The sequence below is a fragment of the Pseudomonas sp. NMI542_15 genome (assembly GCF_021283425.1).
GTDB lineage: Bacteria > Pseudomonadota > Gammaproteobacteria > Pseudomonadales > Pseudomonadaceae > Aquipseudomonas > Aquipseudomonas fortuita.
This window is the reverse complement of sequence record NZ_JAJSRO010000027.1, coordinates 13693-29370: the sequence shown is the minus strand read 5'-3', so window position 1 is coordinate 29370 and position 15678 is coordinate 13693. Positions and strand designations below refer to the sequence as shown.

Genomic DNA, 15678 nt, shown 5'->3' with positions numbered 1-15678 from the left:
CAAGCCCGCTCCCACAGGTGCCGCGCTGCCCTCAAGTGCAACGAATAGCCTGTGGGAGCGGGCTTGTTCCGCGAATGGAGCGCGAAGCGGCCCTTGCTGTATCAGATACCCATGCTGTGCAGCGAGTTGGCAATGCTGCGCAGGGTGGCGGTAAGGTCTGGGTGGTCAGCCTCGAAGCGTTCGATTGCCAGGTTCACGCCATCCACCAGATTGTTGTCTGGCGTGGCTTCCTCCAGTTTCAGTTGCGCCTCGATCTGGCGCGCTTCTTCGTGCAGCGCAGCCAGTTCGTCTTCCGAAAGCGGTACGTTGCGGTCCAGTTGCTCGCGCAGGCTGTTCAGGCGCTTTTGCAATTCGCGGGCAGGCATGGGTAGTTCTCCATCAATGGCTTGGCAAACCATGGACCTTAGCGAAGCGGCAAAGGTTCTGGTCTGCCTTCAGCGTAATCCACCTGAAGCTGCTTTGCATGATCCGCATCAAGGGTGCTGTATCAAGGTTTTTCACCTTTGCGCCGGCGCTGGGTGATGTCCTGCAGGCAGGTATCCAGCGCTTCCAGGTGGTCGATGACCGAGTGCACCCCCAGGCCGAACAGTTCCAGCGTCGCCTTGCCACGGGCCGCGTCCTGTTGCTGTGAGGTCATGGCTTGCCATTGCCGAGAGCTGCGCTCGCAGAATGGGCTGCAGGCGGCCAGGCCAACTGTCCACAAGCCGGCGTTAAGGCCGGACTGCAGCAGTTGTGGGTTGCCGCTGACCAGTACGCAGCCGTCCAGGCGTTCGCTTTCCAGGGTCATCAACGCCTGCCAGCAGGCGTTGGGCGCCGGCCAGCGTACGCCGTTTACCGAATGCCCCGGCAGCCAGTCGGGCAGTACGTGTGCCAGGCGCTTGCTTTGGGTGGCGCTGAGGTCATCCAGCCAGATGCACGGCACCTGGTGCTGGCGCAGGCTGGCGAGGGTAGCCAGGGCGCCGGGGGCGGGCGAGGGGGCGCTACCATTGGCCGCCTGCACCAGGCAGCCGCGCAAGCCGAACAGCACAGCAGTGAAGGCGGGTGCAGCGTCCATGGCAACTTCCCCCAAATAGTCCGCAGGCTATTCGTTGATTGTTACCGCCCTGTGACATCGGCCCTTGTGCAACAGTTGTTCACAAAATATTGAACAAACATGTGTAAAGCTGTTTATCAGCCCGCAAGCCTCTATACTGCCGCCTTACCAGCAGCGCGACCCGTTGCGCTTGCGGCCGAGAAATTCGATGGAGAGACATCTATGCGTAGGATCGGTGCCAGTGTGATCGAACGAGTCACCCAGGCCTGTGTCTGCGCCAGCATGCTGCTGGCGCCCGTGGCAGCCACCCAGGCAGCCACCGAGGAAGATCCCTGGGAAGCGGTCAACCGGCCGATCTTCCGCTTCAACGATACCCTCGACACCTATGCCCTCAAGCCGTTGGCCAAGGGCTATCAGGCTGTCACGCCGCAGTTCCTTGAAGATGGCATCCACAACATCTTCCGCAACCTGGGCGACGTGACCAACCTGGCCAACGACGTGCTGCAGTTCAAGCCTCATGCGGCGGGTGTGGACACTGCGCGGCTGATCGTCAACACCACCTTCGGCCTGGGCGGTTTCTTCGATGTGGGGACCAAGATGGGCCTGCAGCGCAATGACGAGGACTTCGGGCAGACCTTGGGTTACTGGGGTGTGCCGAGCGGCCCTTACGTGGTCATCCCGCTGCTGGGGCCAAGCACGGTGCGTGATGGCGTGGCCAAGTACCCCGACAGCTACACCAAGCCTTACCGCTACATCGACCATGTGCCGACGCGCAACTCGATATTCGCCCTGGACGTGATCGACACGCGTGCCGACCTGCTGTCCGCCGAGAAGCTGATTCAGGGTGACAAGTACATCTTCATTCGTAACGCCTACCTGCAGAACCGCGAGTTCAAGGTCAAGGATGGCGAAGTCGAAGACGACTTCTGATCTGTGAACAGGGGCCGCAATCGGCCCCTGTTCAATGCATGGCCAGCACGCGCAACCCGAACTTCTGCTGCCCACCCGGCTGGTCGGCAATCCATACCACCTCAGTGCTGGCGTGCAGCCCTTTCAACGCCGGGTGGTCGGAATCGATGCGCACCTCAATCTGATCGCCCACCTGGAAGCGTTGCGGGGCCTGCACCTGCATGCCGCTGCTGGACAGGTCCAGGCACACGGCGGAAATCACCTGGCCTTCATGCAGCAGGCTCACCGCAGTGTCGATGCGCATGCGGATGAAATCGCGTTTTTCACTATGGCTGGAGGGCGTGTGGGGCATGCTGCATCCTTCCCATTGGGGTGCGCTAGTCGACTTTCTTATAACTCCCGGTGATTTGCCCTGTAAAGAGCGGCGAGGTCGACCGTTGCATGCTTGAAACGCCTGCCGGATGGGAGTACCGTCTGCGCCTTACAAGGTACCTTTGACAGTTGCCGGGCAGGTGTTCTTGTCCTACAACTCAAGTAGAGTGTGACCACCAAGAATTCCCGTAGCTGGCCGTCTGCTTTGCCGACACCGCTGCACCAACCCAAATCGGCGCCGTTCGCCCACATGCAGAAAACCAGTGCAACGCTGCTGATTATCGATGATGACGACGTGGTCCGTGCGAGCCTCGCCGCCTATCTCGAAGACAGTGGCTTCAGCGTCCTCCAGGCCGGTAATGGCCAGCAGGGGCTTCAGGTCTTCGAAGAACACCAGCCCGACCTTGTGATCTGCGATTTGCGCATGCCGCAGATGGGCGGCCTCGAACTGATCCGTCAGGTCAGCGAGCGTGCGCCGCAGTTACCGGTGATCGTGGTGTCTGGTGCCGGCGTCATGAGCGATGCGGTGGAAGCGTTGCGCCTGGGCGCCGCCGACTACCTGATCAAGCCGCTGGAAGACCTGGCCGTCCTTGAGCATTCGGTGCGCCGTGCCCTCGACCGCTCGCGTCTGGTGCTGGAAAACCAGCGCTACCGCGACAAGCTCGAAGCGGCCAACCGCGAGCTGGAGGCCAGCCTGCACCTGTTGCAGGAGGACCAGACCGCCGGTCGCCAGGTGCAGATGAACATGCTGCCGGAAAGCCCCTGGGTAGCTGGCGAGTTCGCGTTCGAGCACCAGATCATCCCGTCGTTGTACCTGTCGGGTGATTTTGTCGATTACTTCCGCGTGGACGAGCGGCGCATCGCCTTCTACCTCGCTGATGTTTCCGGGCATGGCGCCTCGTCGGCCTTTGTCACCGTCCTGTTGAAATTCATGACCACGCGACTCATGTTTGAGCTCAAGCGCAGCAAAATGCGCGAGTTCAAGCCGTCCGAAGTGCTCAGTCACATCAACCGCGGCCTGATCAACAGCAAGCTGGGCAAGCACGTCACCATGGTCGGCGGGGTGATCGACGAAGAGTCTGGTCTGTTGACCTACGCGGTGGGTGGGCATTTGCCGCTGCCAGTGCTGCATACCCCGGCGCACACCCGTTACCTGGAAGGCCGGGGCCTGCCGGTGGGGCTGTTCGACGAGGCCACTTATCAGGATCTGGTTGTTGAGCTGCCACCGCAGTTCAGCCTTAGCCTGATGTCCGATGGCATTCTGGACCTTTTGCCGGGTGATACGCTCAAAGATAAAGAAGCCGCCTTGCCGGAGATCGTCAGGGCAGCAGGTGGCAGCCTGGATGGGCTGCGTCAACGATTCGGATTAGCTACGCTTGGGGATATGCCGGATGATATCGCCCTATTGGTGTTAAGCAGGAACCTTCAATGAGTACCGGTAGAATCCAGTTCGCCGAGCAGAGCGGCACCTTCGTACTGAAGTTCGTCGGTGAAGTGCGCCTGACCCTGTGTTCGGCCTTGGATGCGACGATCGAGAAAATTTTCACTGCGTTGAACTTCTCGGCGATTGTCATCGACCTCACCGAAACCGAGAGTATCGACAGCACTACCTTGGGCCTGCTGGCCAAGCTGTCGATCCTGTCGCGGCAGAAGGTCGGCCTGTTGCCGACCGTGGTCACCACCAACCCGGACATTTCCCGGCTGTTGCAGTCGATGGGCTTCGATCAAGTGTTCAACATTGTCGATCGCCCGATTCCTTGCCCTGAGTGCCTGACCGACCTGCCGTCGCAGGACCAGAACGAAGACGTGGTGCGTTCCAAGGTACTGGAGGCGCACAAGATCCTCATGGGCCTGAACGACTCCAACCGCGAAGCCTTCCATGACCTGGTCAATGCGCTGGAGCGGACCTGATCGTTAACCTGCGCCGGCCCATTCGCGGGCTTGCCCGCTCCCACAGGTGCTGCGTAGTTTTCAAGCGGTACACCGCCCCTGTGGGAGCGGGCAAGCCCGCGAAAGGGCCGGCACAGGCAGCAGAATTTCTCGAGCAGACTATTTTCCGCCAATAAACTCGGTAGCCTCACCCCCACCCGCATCCAGCTGATACACCCGTGCCGGCCGCCCCTGCTCATCAAAGAACACCTGCCCCAACCCCGCACCGTTCCACAACCGCTCCCCGGCCTTGCTGTGGCTCGGCGTACGTGGCACTACTTCCATCTCCCGACGCTTGGTAAACCAGTTCAGCGGCGAGCGTGGCGCATACAGCCAGCGGTTGAGCCGGTCGAGCACGTCGAGCAGGCGCCGGGGGAACTCGTTCTTGATTCCGCTGCTGGTCACCTGCCACAAATGCGGGCTGCGCTGGCGGTGGCGGATCATTACTTCATAGACAAACGAGTAGTGCACATCCCCGGACAGCACCACGTAGTGGCCCGGCGTACGCGAGTGGCGGAAGATGTTGAGGATGACCTGCGCCGCACCGCGGTGGGCCATCCAGTTTTCGGCATCCACCAAAAGCGGATACCCCAGCCAGCTGAACACCTTCTGCACGGTCTCGATCAGCTTTACGCCAAAAATCGGCGCAGGCGAGACGATGACCGCTGATGGGTGGTCGAGCAGCGCGTGCTGCAATTCGCTAAGCGCTTCCCAGTCGAGCAGGCCGGATGGCTTGGCCAGGTTGCTTTCGCTGCGCCAGCGCCGGGTACGAGTGTCCAGCACCAGCAAGGGTGGGTTTGTTGGCAAGCTGAATTGCCAGCCCTGAAAGCGCAGCAGATCGCCGATCAGTTCATCGCGGGTTTGGCTGTTCGACGCCTGGCATTGCCTGACCAGTGGCTTGCAGCCGTCCGGATCGTTGCCCCAGGCTTGGCACAGCAGGTAGCCGAGCAGGGCATTGCCGATGATCCGCCGTGAAAACGGGTGGCCGTAGGCGGTTTCTTCCCATTGTGCCGAGAGGTTCCAGTCATCGGTGATGTCGTGGTCGTCGAAGATCATCAGACAGGGCAGGTGGGCCATCACCCGCGCCACCTGGCCGAGGTTCTCGGCAAACGCCTGAATCAGCGGCAGCTCCTGCCGGTAACGCGCCTGGCGCTGGTCGCTGAGCCCGTCGGGCATGACCATGTCCACCCACTGCCAAGGCACGGGTGACCAGACCAGCAGGTACATGGCCATGACTTCGGCGAACGTCACCAGGTGGTTGTCGGCATTGCTGGACGAAAAGATCGGCTTGCGCTTGCCGCCGAAAAAGCGCTCGCGCAGGGTGTCGTTCGTTTCCTGCGCCGGCAACAGGTCGGCGCGGTGGTAGTAGCTGGCCGGGTGCTGGTACAGCGCCTGGCTATCAGGCACCACTGCGCCATCCAGTTGCTCGTCGAACAGGCCCAGGCGCTCGATCAGGCGATGGATAGCACGCAGCATCGGGCCGGCAACATCGTCGGCGTACACCTGGTCGCCGGTCATCAGTAGCACGGCCGGGCGATCTTCGGGTTGCTTGCAGGCTTGCAGCAAGCGGTCGGCGCACAGCAGGCCATCGATGGCGGGGTGGTGGGGCTTGCGGCAGGAGCCGTGCAGCAAGTGGTCGAGCCGATCGCGCAGCACCAGGCTTGGGCGCTGGGTGCCGGGGTAGAGCAGATGCGGCCCCCATCCAGCGATGCCCTGGCCATTGATCAGCAGGTCATAGTCGAGCTGCTGGTTGCGGGGTAGGGCATTGTCGAAGTGGATATCCAGCAGGTGGATGAAGGCGTGCTGGCCGACCGGGACGACCTGGCAATCCACCGTGGCCTCGCTTGCCGGGAGGATGAATTCGGGTTGCAGCGGTTGGGTAGCGACCAGCCAGATGGCCAGGCGCTGGGGTTCCAGGCGGCGCAGTACCGGGCCGGCGAGTACGAGGGGCAAGGGGGTAGAGGAGGTCATCGACAGCTCGGGTGGCTTATCGGGCCCCTTCGCGGGTAAACCCGCTCCCACAAGTACAGCGCCAATTTCAGGCCTGCGGGTATGCGTGTGGGAGCGGGTTTACCCGCGAAGAGGCCCTGGAATTCAATTCACAACTAAAGCTTGGCAAAACAAAAACGGGCGGAAAATGCTGAACACTTCCCGCCCATCAGGCAAACCGGATATGTATCAGGCTTTTTCAGCCATCAACTTCTCCAGCTTCTCCTGGTCCCGGGCAAACTGGCGGATGCCTTCGGCCAGCTTTTCGGTGCCCATGGCATCTTCGTTCATCGCCCAGCGGAACTGGCTTTCACTCAACTGCTGCTTGGCCTCACCGGCATTGCCCGGCTTGAGCACGCGCGGCAGTTCACCCTGATCGTCGCTCAGTTGCTGCAGCAGTTCGGGGCTGATGGTCAGGCGGTCGCAGCCGGCCAGTTGTTCGATCTGGCCGAGGTTGCGGAAGCTGGCGCCCATCACCACGGTGTTGTAACCATTGGCCTTGTAGTAGTTGTAGATGCGCGTCACCGATTGCACGCCAGGGTCCTCGGCGCCCACGTAATCCGTGCCGGTGCTCTTTTTGTACCAGTCGTAGATACGACCCACGAACGGCGAAATCAGGAACACCCCGGCATCGGCACAGGCCTGGGCTTGGGCGAAGGAGAACAGCAGGGTGAGGTTGGTCTGGATGCCTTCCTTCTCCAGCTGCTCGGCAGCGCGGATGCCTTCCCAAGTGGAGGCCAGCTTGATCAGCACGCGGTCTTTGGAGACCCCGGCTGCGTCATACAGGCCGATCAGCTGGCGGGCTTTGTTCAGCAGCGCCGGTTCATCGAACGACAGGCGTGCATCCACCTCGGTCGAGATACGCCCGGGAATGACCTTGAGAATGCCCGAGCCCACGGCCACCGCGAACTTGTCGCAGGCCAGGTCGACATCGCCCTTGGCATCGGCCTTCACCTGCTTGAGCAGGTCGGCGTAGCCCGGGATGGCGGCAGCCTTGAGCAGCAGCGACGGGTTGGTGGTGGCATCGACCGGCTTCAGGCGGGTGATGGCATCCAGGTCCCCGGTGTCGGCGACCACGGTGGTGAACTGCTTCAGTTGTTCCAGCTTGGAAGTCATGGGCGTGCTCTGTCCTGTGCATTTACTCGACATTACCCGAGCCCCGACAGCCGCTCAAGGGCCTGTAGAAGCGGGCTTGCCCACGAAGGGCCGTACGTAAGGTGAAGATTCGAGTGCCCGGCTGCCTTGAGGTTCCACATACTCGTCTGAGCGGCCTTGTGTCGCGACAGGGCGCTCCTACAACGGCCGTGTCGCGTGCATGGGTAGTATCACCGTCCTTGCAGCAACTCCACCGCCTGGTCAAACACTGCCAGCGGCTGCGCCGCCTTGTGAATGTCTGCCGACAGCAACTGACGGAAGCGCCGCGCCCCCTTGAACCCTTGGGCCAGCCCCAGAATATGCCGGGTAACGTGGTGCATCGCGCCGCCACTTTCCATGTGCGCCACAATATAGGGCCGCAATTGCGCCAGCACTTCGCTACGGCTGACCACCGGCGCATCGCTGCCAAACAGCCGCTGGTCCACCTCGGCCAGCAGGTAAGGGTTGTGATACGCCTCACGCCCGAGCATTACGCCATCGAAGGTTTCAAGGTGTGCCTGGCATTCTTCCAGGGTCTTGATCCCGCCGTTGAGCACGATCTCCAGGTCCGGGAAGTCTGCCTTCAACTGCGCTGCTACTTCATAGCGCAGGGGCGGAACCTCGCGGTTCTCCTTCGGCGACAGTCCTTCCAGAATCGCGATGCGCGCATGCACGGTAAAACTCCGGCAGCCGGCTTCGCGCACCTGGCCGACGAAGTCGCAGAGTTCGGCATAGCTGTCGCGGCCATTGATGCCGATGCGGTGCTTGACCGTCACCGGTGTCGACACCGCATCACGCATGGCTTTCACGCAATCGGCCACCAATGCCGGGTGAGCCATCAGGCAGGCACCGATCATGTTGTTCTGCACCCGGTCGCTCGGGCAGCCGACATTGAGGTTGACCTCGTCGTAGCCCGCGTCCTCGGCCAGGCGTGCGCAGGCGGCCAAATCGGCGGGCACGCTACCGCCCAGTTGCAGGGCCAGCGGGTGCTCGGAGGCATCGTGGCGCAGGAAACGGTGGGCGTCGTTGTGCAGCAGGGCACCGGTGGTGACCATTTCGGTGTAGAGCAGGGTTTGCTTGGAGAGCAGGCGCAGGAAGAAGCGGCAGTGGCGGTCTGTCCAGTCCATCATAGGTGCAACGCTGAAGCGGCGTGACGGCTCAGGGCGCGTGGTTGTTGGGCTAGAGCCTGTATTAGCGGTCATATCGTTCAACGTTTTCGGTACCGAATGCTGGATTTTAGGGCGTAGCAGCAAATTGCAGGGGCGGCATTAGCAAATGCTGGCAACAAAAAGGATCTGCGTTTGCCCGGGGTGTCGGCTAGTTTACCAAGAGAGCTTGGTATCCGTCTGGAAACAGGCCGAGTGTTCCGTCTGAGGCCCAATACACGCGTGTAGACGTTAGCTATATGTGTCGGAACCGTCGCCGTGTCCCGATTTGTCTCCGCTGACAATGATGTTGTCCTTGCGCTAGGGCGCATCAAGCGGGCAGGCCAAGGCGCACGACCTCGGCACTGCCTACCGACCCGCCGCCGATACCCAGTTCGTCCGGCGCCAGCAGCGCTGGCTAGATAGACCCTGTCCCCGGCGTGGTGGCGCCGGGGCTTCGTGAGGTGCCAGGCAATTCCCTAGAAGCTGTACTTCACATTGACCATCAGGTTACGCGGCGCCCCCCAGAAAACCGTCCCGTAGTTGCCAATGCCACTGTAGTAGTGCTTGTCGAACAGGTTGTTGACGTTAAGGGTTGCCTTCAGATTGCGGGTAAAGTCATAGCCACCCACCAACCCCACCAGCGCATAGGACTTCTGTTCAAACTTGGCAGCCGGGTCGTCGATCGCGTACCAGTCCTCATCGCTTGGCTTGAAGAAGGTCGCACTCTGCCAATACGCATTGCCGCCCACGGTGAACTTGTGCCAATCGCCCTGCAGGCGGTAGTTGGTCGCCAGCTTGAGCAGATGCTGCGGTTGGTTGGTTGCCACGCGCTGGTCATCAGCATCGTGGGATTCGGCGAAGGTGTAGCCCGCCATCACTTGCAGGTCCTTCATCAGCTCGCCGTTTACTTCCAGCTCGACGCCGCGGGTGGTGACGCCTTGCGCCGCCCGGTAGGCGCTGCCGCCACTTGGCGTGGTGCCGCCGGTGAGCACAGCGAAGTTGTCCTGCTTCAGCTCGAACAGGGCCAGGCTGGCATTCAGGCGGTTTTCGAAGTAGGCGCCTTTGATACCGATTTCATAGCTTGCACCGGTAAGTGGGTCGATAGGCTTGCCGTCCGCGCCGAGGCTATACGCCTGGGGTTTGAACACGTCGGTGTAGCTGGCATACACGGTGTGGTACCGGTCCAGGTCGTAGGTGACGCCAGCGTAAGGCACGATTTCGCTGGAGTTGGTGGCGCTGGCCGGGAGGCGGCGACCGATGGCGTTGATCGTGTCGATGTCCCATTTGTAGTCGACGATCCGTGCCCCCAGGATAACGGCCAGCGCGTCGGTAGGTTTCAGGATGGTTGCCGCAAAGCCCACCTTCTGCCGCGCCTCGATATCGAAGGTGGACCACCATTCGAAGTTGGTTGGGGTATCGCCGTAGCCGTCCCACTGGAATACATCGTCGATGACGCCATTGGTCACACCATCATCACGCTTGGAGGTTGATTTGGTGTGGGCGATGCTGTAGCCGAACACGGCTTCATGCACGCGCCCACCCAGCGAGAACGGGCCGCGAGCATACAGGTCCAGGCCTTTTTCCTTGCTGGTGGTGTTGAATTTGCTCGCGGTGCCGTTGTTGTTCACGGCGCCGGTTTCGGGGTCGATGTTGCCGCCGACAAAGCCATGAGAAATGCTGCCGTCTGCCTGAATCGCCTCGCTGCTGATGCCCGAGATCAGCTCGCGCGAGCGGTAATCACGGCTGCTGAGTACGCCCTTGAGTACCCAGTCGTTATCGAAGGTGTGGGCAAGTTCTGCAAAGGCGCGCTGGGTTTCCTGATTGCGCCAGGTCCAGCGGTCGGCGGCGTTGGTATCACGGTCGAACTTGACCGTACGGCCATCGAGAAAGAACGCGGGCAGTGCGCCGGTGGTGCTGCCGTTGTCGTAGTTTTTCTGCACGTCGTAGCCAAGCGTGAACAAGGTGTTCTCGCTGAGGCCGGCTTCCAGCACGCCATAGAAGGTGTTCTGCTCGCCGGTCAGGTACTCGACGTAACTGTGCCGGGATTGGGTGCCAGCGACCATGCGGCCACGGACATTACCGCTGTCGGTCAACGGGCCGGCAAGGTCGAAGTCGGCCTGGTATTTGTCCCAGGACCCGGCGCCTGCGCCGATACGGCCCTGCAGTGCGGCAGTGGGGCGCTTGCGCACCAGGTTGATGACCCCAGAGGGGTTGCCGGCGCCGTTGACCAGGCCGGTTGCGCCCTTCAGTACTTCGACCCGGTCATAGACCAGGCTGTTGCCGATGCTGTAGTTGTCGCGCAATGAGCCGCCGTCGGAGGACAGGCTGGGCACGCCATCGAACTGGTAGTTATCCAGCTTGAAACCGCGCGAGTAGAAGGTAAAGGCTTCGGAGCTTTCCTGGTTGACCGTGACACCGGGCGTTTGCTTCAGCACTTCGGAAACACTTTGCAGGTTCTGGTCGTCCATCTGTTGGCGGGTGACCACGCTGATCGACTGCGGGGTTTTGCGCAGGCTCAGGTTCAGGCGTGTGGCGGCGGCCGTTTCGCCGGTGGTGTAGGAGCCGCTTCCCTCGGTGGTCAGGCCCAAACCTTCACCCGTGATGCTGGTTGCGCCCAGTTGCAGTGCCGAACCAGCATCAACCTGGCTCACCAGCACATAGTCGTTGCCCACCCGCTGGGCCTGCAGCCCACTACCGGCCAGCAGTAGGGCAAACCCCTGTTCGATATTGAAGCGGCCGTGCAGCCCGCTGCTCTGCCGACCCTGGGTCAGCGCCGCATCGAACGACAGCAGCACCCCGGCCTCGCGGGCGAAGCGGTTCAAAGTCGTCATCAACGGCCCTGGGGCGATATCGTAGACGCGGCTGGCCTGTTGCGCTTGGGCCTGGGCGCTCGTCGACAGCAGCGGGGCCAGCAGCCCGGTATGCAGTGCGATGGCGCTGCCAAGCAGCAGGGACGTGAGGTGTTTTCGGCGCGGGTATGGGCAGCTTGTTGTTATAGGCATGACAGCTCCTTCAAATGCCTGTTTGGGCGGTTTGCAGGAGAGCTCGAACGAGAGAGGCCAATCCGACAATGCGGCTGATAATATTTTCACCCGACGCCATTACGTGGCAGGCATCAGCCTGACCCAGTAGCGCGTCCAGGTGCTGATCTTCAGTTGTAGCGCCTCGGCGATCGCCACCAGGGCGCGGTCGGTGTCGTCCAGTGGATACACCCCAGCCAGGCGCAGCCCGGCCACGTCGTCACTGCAACTCAGCACGCCGGGGCGGTAGCGCTGCAGTTCGGCCAAGGCGCGGCGCAGCGGCCAGCCGTCGAGCACCAGCTGCCCCTCGCGCCACGCGGTGCGAGCCAGGTCGGCTGGGCGTGGCTCGGGCAGCGGGCCGTTGTCGAAGGCCAGGGCCATCCCTGCGTCAACCCGCACCTCGCGGGCGCTCGCAGCGTTGCGCACCGCAACGGCGTGTTCGATAACGGACAGCTCGGTGCAGTCGGCACGCAGGCGCACGGTGAAATCAGTGCCCAGGGCACGCATCTCGCCATGCACCGTGCGCACGCGCAGCGGACGCGGGTCGCTGGCAGTGCGTATGGCGATTTCTCCCTCGACCAGGACGATCAGGCGTTGCTCTGTGCTATAGCGGATATCGACGACAGAGGCGGTATTGAGCGTCAGCCGCGTGCCGTCCTGCAGGGTCAGGCTGCGGCGTTCGCCGGTCGCCGTACGCACATCGGCCAACCAGACAGGGGCGTTGCGGTAGCCCGTCCAGGCTACCCCAGCCAGCCCCATACCCAGCACCAGCGTCTTGAGCACCGTACGCCGTCCCGTCCCGATCTGGCCTGCGGCAAGGGTGTGCCTTGCCAGCGGGCCATGCACGCCGGCCAGGCCTGCCTGCAACTGCTCCAGGCGCCCCCAGGCCCAACCGTGCAAGGGTGACTGCTCGAGCCAGGCTTGCCACTGTGCCCGGTTTTGCGGGCAGTCAGGTGCGGCGAGAAAGCGCGCATGCCAGTGTGCCGCTTCGCGCAGGGCCTGGCGCTGGTCGGAGGGGCTCACAGTTGCGCATCGAAAGCGAACAGCAGGCAACGTTCGGTGGCCTTGGCCATGTACTTCGTCACCGAACTGACAGACACACCGAGGCGCTGTGCGACCTCTGGGTAGGTCAGGCCATCCAGTTGCACGTACAGGAAGGTATCGCGCACTTTCTGGCCCAGCCCGTCGAGCATGGCGTTCAATTGCATCAAGGTTTCCAGCATCAGCAGGCGCTGCTCGGGCGAGCACTCTTCGAGTACCGGCTGGCTGCCGAGGAACTCCAAGTAGGCTTGCTCAAGGTTGCGTCGGCGCAGCTGGTCGATCATCACCCGCCGCGCTACGGTGGCCAGAAAGCTGCGAGGCTCTGCCAACGGCTGGCGTAGCGCGCTGCTGATCAGACGCAGAAAGGTGTCCTGGGTAATATCGGCCGCCCGGTCTGCATTACCCAGGCGCCGGCGAATCCAGCCTTGCAGCCATTGGCTGTGGTCGCGGTACAGGGCATGCATCTCATCATGCCGGGCTGATGCGGGCGGCTGCGGGTAGGGCACCTGGATCTTCCTGATTATAAAGTGCGGATAAGAATTGATCGCAATTATAGGGCTGTCAGGATGCTTTGCAATGTCAGTGATTTTGAGGAGCTGAGCTGCAGGGCCCGTACCAAGGGGCAGCAGAATCAACGTGCAGGTGTTGCTGCTTCTTGGGCAGGAATGGCGTATCAAGCGTGCCCAGGGCTATCGAAACCCAGTCGGCAAACTCACCTTCGGAGCGTGACCAGAACAAGGTCGAGCCGCACTCTACGCAAAATTCCCGCATCACCCTCGGCGAAGACGCATAGGTCTTGATACTGGTGGCGCCACGAAGGATGCGCAGCATGCTGCGCGGAACACTGCCGTATGAAGCGAATGCTGCCCCGTGCCCTTTGCGGCATTGGCTGCAATGGCAGTGGCTCACAGCTTTTGGCGGGGTAAGCAGCAGGTAACTGACCGCTGCGCACAAGCAGCTTCCTTGGTATGCCTCTTTCACTGGCGCTTCCGTGCAGGTGGAAAACGCCAGCGTAACCGCCCCGGCGGGATCAGTCGACCGTGGCACGCCTGCACACCTGCTTCGGTGTCCGCACGGTATCGATAACGAGCATGCAAAATTATTTTTCAGCCGGTGCATCCAGAACGGCACCCGATGGGTAGTTCTTATCAGGCAGTCGATGATTGCCTGACCCCAGACCCTTACGGAGTTCGCCCCATGATCATCAAGCCCGCTTTCTCCCTGCTCGCTGCCTGCCTCGTACTTGCATCTGGCGCCGCCCATGCCCAGTCAGGCGTCCCGGACGCAATCAAGGTTCCCGACGGCCACGCCATCATGCTGGAAACCGTCGGTGTCGGTGAGATCACCTACGAATGCCGCGACAAGGCCAGTGCGCCAGGCCAGATGGAGTGGGTTTTCGTTGGCCCCAAGGCGGTCCTGAACGATCGTAGCGGCAAGCCTGTGGGTGACTATTTTGGTCCTCCGGCCACCTGGCAGGCCAAGGACGGTTCGAAAGTGACCGGTACCCAGCTTGCCGTAGCCCCGGCCGCCAAAGGGGACATTCCGTATCAACTGGTCAAGGCCAACCCTGCCGAGGGCAAGGGTGCAATGCAAGGGGTCAGTTATATCCAGCGGCTGGCGACGCGCGGGGGAGTAGCGCCTTCGATGGACTGCACAGCGCAGAGCAAAGGGGCGCAGCAGGTCGTCAAGTACCAGGCGGACTACGTGTTCTGGTCAGCCAAATGATCAGGGCTTGAGCAGCACACCAGCGATTGATCATCTACGCTGCTGGAGGTGCCCCAAGCTGGTAAGCCAGGGCACCGTCCAGGTTTCATGACGAAGGAACGACCCCATTTTGAATTCGCCTGTGCTTCCCTTTGATTTCGAGGGCTGTCTTGCTGCTTGTGCTCAAGGAGACCGCCACGCCTTGCAGGCGCTCTATGAGCAGGAGGGGGGCCGTTTACTGGGTGTGGCGCGGCGCATTGCCCGCGACCAGGCGAGCGCGGAGGATATCGTTCACGATGCCTTTGTCCGTATCTGGACACATGCAGCCAGCTATGACCCATCGCGCGGGTCTGCCCGGGGCTGGGTCTACAGCATCACCCGTCACCTGGCGCTGAACTGCGTGCGAGACAGCCGCTGGGAAACCGAGCTGGACGAGCCTGGCATGATCGCAACTGCAAGCCCGGAATTGGACGACCTGCAACTGTGGTCAGGCTCGGCGAAAATCTATCGCTGCCTTGAGCGACTGCAACCCGCTCCCCGGCGCTGCATCCTGCACGCGTATGTGGACGGTTGCAGCAATGCCGAAATCGCAACCCTGCTGGGGGCGCCGCTGGGCACTGTGAAGGCATGGATCAAGCGAAGCCTGAAGGCCCTGCGAGAGTGCATGACATGAAGCCGACCCCTGGTGATGACAGCGCCGAGCAGCTGGACGACCTTGCAGCCGAGTACGTACTGGGCACCTTGAGCGGCGAACAGCGTGCTGCCATGCAGGTGCGGTTGGCGTCGGAGCCGGCCGTACGTGCCGCAGTGGACGCATGGGAGGCCCGCCTGCTCGAACTGGCTACGCGGGTTGAGCCCGTCACGCCAAGCCGCCGCCTGTGGGGCAGAATCGAGCGAAGCCTGGCGCAGGCCAACCCGCCCAGGCGCCAACGGCCTGCCGGTTGGCAGCGACTTGGACTGTGGCAGGGGCTGAGCGCTGCGGGGCTTGCGGCGAGCTTGCTGCTGGCCTTTGCGCTATTGACCAAGGCGCCACCTGTGACCACCTACATGGTGGTGCTGGTAGCGCCGTCGGGCCAGGCCCCGGGGTGGGTCGTGCAAGCCAACGATGCGAGCATGATCGAACTGATCCCGCTTGGCCTGGACGATGTGCCCGAAGGCATGACCTTGCAGTTCTGGACCAAGGGCGAGCAGTGGCGCGCACCTGTTTCGTTGGGGCTGGTCAAACCTGGCGAGCAGTACCGCGTGCCGTTGAGGCGTTTGCCTGAGCTTGAACCCAACCAGTTGTTCGAGCTGACCCTTGAGAAGGCGGGGGGCTCACCCACGGGTGCACCAACGGGCCCAGTGAAGTTCATTGGCCGCGCGGTGAAGGTAATATAAGCCAGACAGGGCACAGGTGATA

General features: G+C 62.0%; 16 protein-coding genes. 6 read left to right on the top strand and 10 right to left on the bottom strand.

Annotation, left to right across the window (positions count from 1 at the left end; genetic code table 11):
- Window positions 1-101: 101 nt before the first annotated feature.
- On the bottom strand, window positions 102-365 hold the full coding sequence (locus tag LU684_RS26615; protein WP_016485661.1) for a DUF4404 family protein: 264 nt from the start codon (window positions 363-365) through the stop codon (window positions 102-104).
- A 122-nt stretch (window positions 366-487) separates the two neighbouring features.
- Window positions 488-1054 carry a phosphonoacetaldehyde phosphonohydrolase-related protein gene (locus tag LU684_RS26610; protein WP_232895220.1) on the bottom strand — a complete coding sequence of 189 codons (567 nt, stop codon included), beginning with the start codon at window positions 1052-1054 and terminating at the stop codon, window positions 488-490.
- A gap of 201 nt (window positions 1055-1255) precedes the next feature.
- On the opposite strand from LU684_RS26610, the gene LU684_RS26605 reads away from it, so the two are divergent.
- The gene (locus LU684_RS26605) at window positions 1256-1963 is read left to right on the top strand and encodes an MlaA family lipoprotein (RefSeq protein WP_016485663.1); all 708 of its coding nucleotides are present in this window, start codon (window positions 1256-1258) and stop codon (window positions 1961-1963) included.
- A 31-nt stretch (window positions 1964-1994) separates the two neighbouring features.
- Here LU684_RS26605 and LU684_RS26600 read toward each other — a convergent pair whose 3' ends face one another.
- Window positions 1995-2294: a PilZ domain-containing protein gene (locus LU684_RS26600; RefSeq protein WP_016485664.1), complete on the bottom strand. Its 300-nt coding sequence runs from the start codon at window positions 2292-2294 to the stop codon at window positions 1995-1997.
- Between the two features lie 270 nt (window positions 2295-2564).
- Here LU684_RS26600 and rssB point away from each other — a divergent pair, with 270 nt between their 5' ends.
- Together rssB and rssC are read left to right on the top strand one after the other, a co-directional pair.
- The gene (gene rssB, locus LU684_RS26595) at window positions 2565-3746 is read left to right on the top strand and encodes a two-component system response regulator RssB (protein WP_024717336.1); all 1182 of its coding nucleotides are present in this window, start codon (window positions 2565-2567) and stop codon (window positions 3744-3746) included.
- Entirely contained in the window at window positions 3743-4225 is a 483-nt protein-coding gene (gene rssC, locus LU684_RS26590; RefSeq protein WP_013971741.1) for an anti-sigma factor antagonist RssC, read from the top strand. The genes rssB and rssC overlap by 4 nt, the downstream gene beginning before the upstream one ends.
- Before the next feature lie 138 nt (window positions 4226-4363).
- Here rssC and LU684_RS26585 read toward each other — a convergent pair whose 3' ends face one another.
- The 7 genes from LU684_RS26585 to LU684_RS26555 all read right to left on the bottom strand — a co-directional run bounded on the left by LU684_RS26585 (window position 4364) and on the right by LU684_RS26555 (window position 13556).
- On the bottom strand, window positions 4364-6214 hold the full coding sequence (locus tag LU684_RS26585; protein WP_095116830.1) for an alkaline phosphatase D family protein: 1851 nt from the start codon (window positions 6212-6214) through the stop codon (window positions 4364-4366).
- Window positions 6215-6421: 207 nt separating this feature from the next.
- Window positions 6422-7348, bottom strand: a complete 927-nt coding sequence (gene tal, locus LU684_RS26580; RefSeq protein WP_023048541.1) for a transaldolase — start codon at window positions 7346-7348, stop codon at window positions 6422-6424.
- 209 nt (window positions 7349-7557) lie between these two features.
- Window positions 7558-8568, bottom strand: a complete 1011-nt coding sequence (gene dusA / locus LU684_RS26575) for a tRNA dihydrouridine(20/20a) synthase DusA (RefSeq protein WP_060518370.1) — start codon at window positions 8566-8568, stop codon at window positions 7558-7560.
- Between the two features lie 422 nt (window positions 8569-8990).
- Window positions 8991-11516, bottom strand: coding sequence for a TonB-dependent siderophore receptor (locus tag LU684_RS26570; protein WP_232895219.1), 2526 nt, complete (start codon window positions 11514-11516; stop codon window positions 8991-8993).
- Between the two features lie 99 nt (window positions 11517-11615).
- On the bottom strand, window positions 11616-12557 hold the full coding sequence (locus LU684_RS26565; RefSeq protein WP_060518366.1) for a FecR domain-containing protein: 942 nt from the start codon (window positions 12555-12557) through the stop codon (window positions 11616-11618).
- Window positions 12554-13081, bottom strand: coding sequence for a sigma-70 family RNA polymerase sigma factor (locus LU684_RS26560; protein ID WP_019472810.1), 528 nt, complete (start codon window positions 13079-13081; stop codon window positions 12554-12556). The genes LU684_RS26565 and LU684_RS26560 overlap by 4 nt, the downstream gene beginning before the upstream one ends.
- 73 nt (window positions 13082-13154) lie before the next feature.
- Window positions 13155-13556 (bottom strand): GFA family protein, encoded by a 402-nt coding sequence (locus LU684_RS26555; protein WP_082422023.1) that lies wholly within the window; start codon window positions 13554-13556, stop codon window positions 13155-13157.
- Window positions 13557-13772: 216 nt separating this feature from the next.
- Between LU684_RS26555 and LU684_RS26550 the strand changes: the two genes are divergently transcribed.
- The 3 genes from LU684_RS26550 to LU684_RS26540 all read left to right on the top strand — a co-directional run bounded on the left by LU684_RS26550 (window position 13773) and on the right by LU684_RS26540 (window position 15656).
- Window positions 13773-14300 carry a DUF3455 domain-containing protein gene (locus LU684_RS26550; protein ID WP_145914506.1) on the top strand — a complete coding sequence of 176 codons (528 nt, stop codon included), beginning with the start codon at window positions 13773-13775 and terminating at the stop codon, window positions 14298-14300.
- 109 nt (window positions 14301-14409) lie between these two features.
- Complete coding sequence (locus LU684_RS26545) at window positions 14410-14952, top strand: sigma-70 family RNA polymerase sigma factor (RefSeq protein ID WP_031311700.1); 543 nt, start codon at window positions 14410-14412, stop codon at window positions 14950-14952.
- Complete coding sequence (locus LU684_RS26540; protein ID WP_232895218.1) at window positions 14949-15656, top strand: anti-sigma factor; 708 nt, start codon at window positions 14949-14951, stop codon at window positions 15654-15656. Before LU684_RS26545 ends, LU684_RS26540 begins: the two co-directional genes overlap by 4 nt.
- Window positions 15657-15678 lie beyond the last annotated feature (22 nt).

Bases quoted from the DNA above. Each gene is read 5' to 3' on its own strand.
- dusA (WP_060518370.1), bottom strand. From the start codon at position 8,568: ATGACCGCTAATACAGGCTCTAGCCCAACAACCACGCGCCCTGAGCCG.
- LU684_RS26615 (WP_016485661.1), bottom strand. From the start codon at position 365: ATGCCTGCCCGCGAATTGCAAAAGCGCCTGAACAGCCTGCGCGAGCAA.
- LU684_RS26585 (WP_095116830.1), bottom strand. From the start codon at position 6,214: ATGACCTCCTCTACCCCCTTGCCCCTCGTACTCGCCGGCCCGGTACTG.
- tal (WP_023048541.1), bottom strand. From the start codon at position 7,348: ATGACTTCCAAGCTGGAACAACTGAAGCAGTTCACCACCGTGGTCGCC.
- LU684_RS26600 (WP_016485664.1), bottom strand. From the start codon at position 2,294: ATGCCCCACACGCCCTCCAGCCATAGTGAAAAACGCGATTTCATCCGC.
- rssC (WP_013971741.1), top strand. From the start codon at position 3,743: ATGAGTACCGGTAGAATCCAGTTCGCCGAGCAGAGCGGCACCTTCGTA.
- LU684_RS26605 (WP_016485663.1), top strand. From the start codon at position 1,256: ATGCGTAGGATCGGTGCCAGTGTGATCGAACGAGTCACCCAGGCCTGT.
- LU684_RS26550 (WP_145914506.1), top strand. From the start codon at position 13,773: ATGATCATCAAGCCCGCTTTCTCCCTGCTCGCTGCCTGCCTCGTACTT.
- rssB (WP_024717336.1), top strand. From the start codon at position 2,565: ATGCAGAAAACCAGTGCAACGCTGCTGATTATCGATGATGACGACGTG.
- LU684_RS26570 (WP_232895219.1), bottom strand. From the start codon at position 11,516: ATGCCTATAACAACAAGCTGCCCATACCCGCGCCGAAAACACCTCACG.
- LU684_RS26540 (WP_232895218.1), top strand. From the start codon at position 14,949: ATGAAGCCGACCCCTGGTGATGACAGCGCCGAGCAGCTGGACGACCTT.
- LU684_RS26610 (WP_232895220.1), bottom strand. From the start codon at position 1,054: ATGGACGCTGCACCCGCCTTCACTGCTGTGCTGTTCGGCTTGCGCGGC.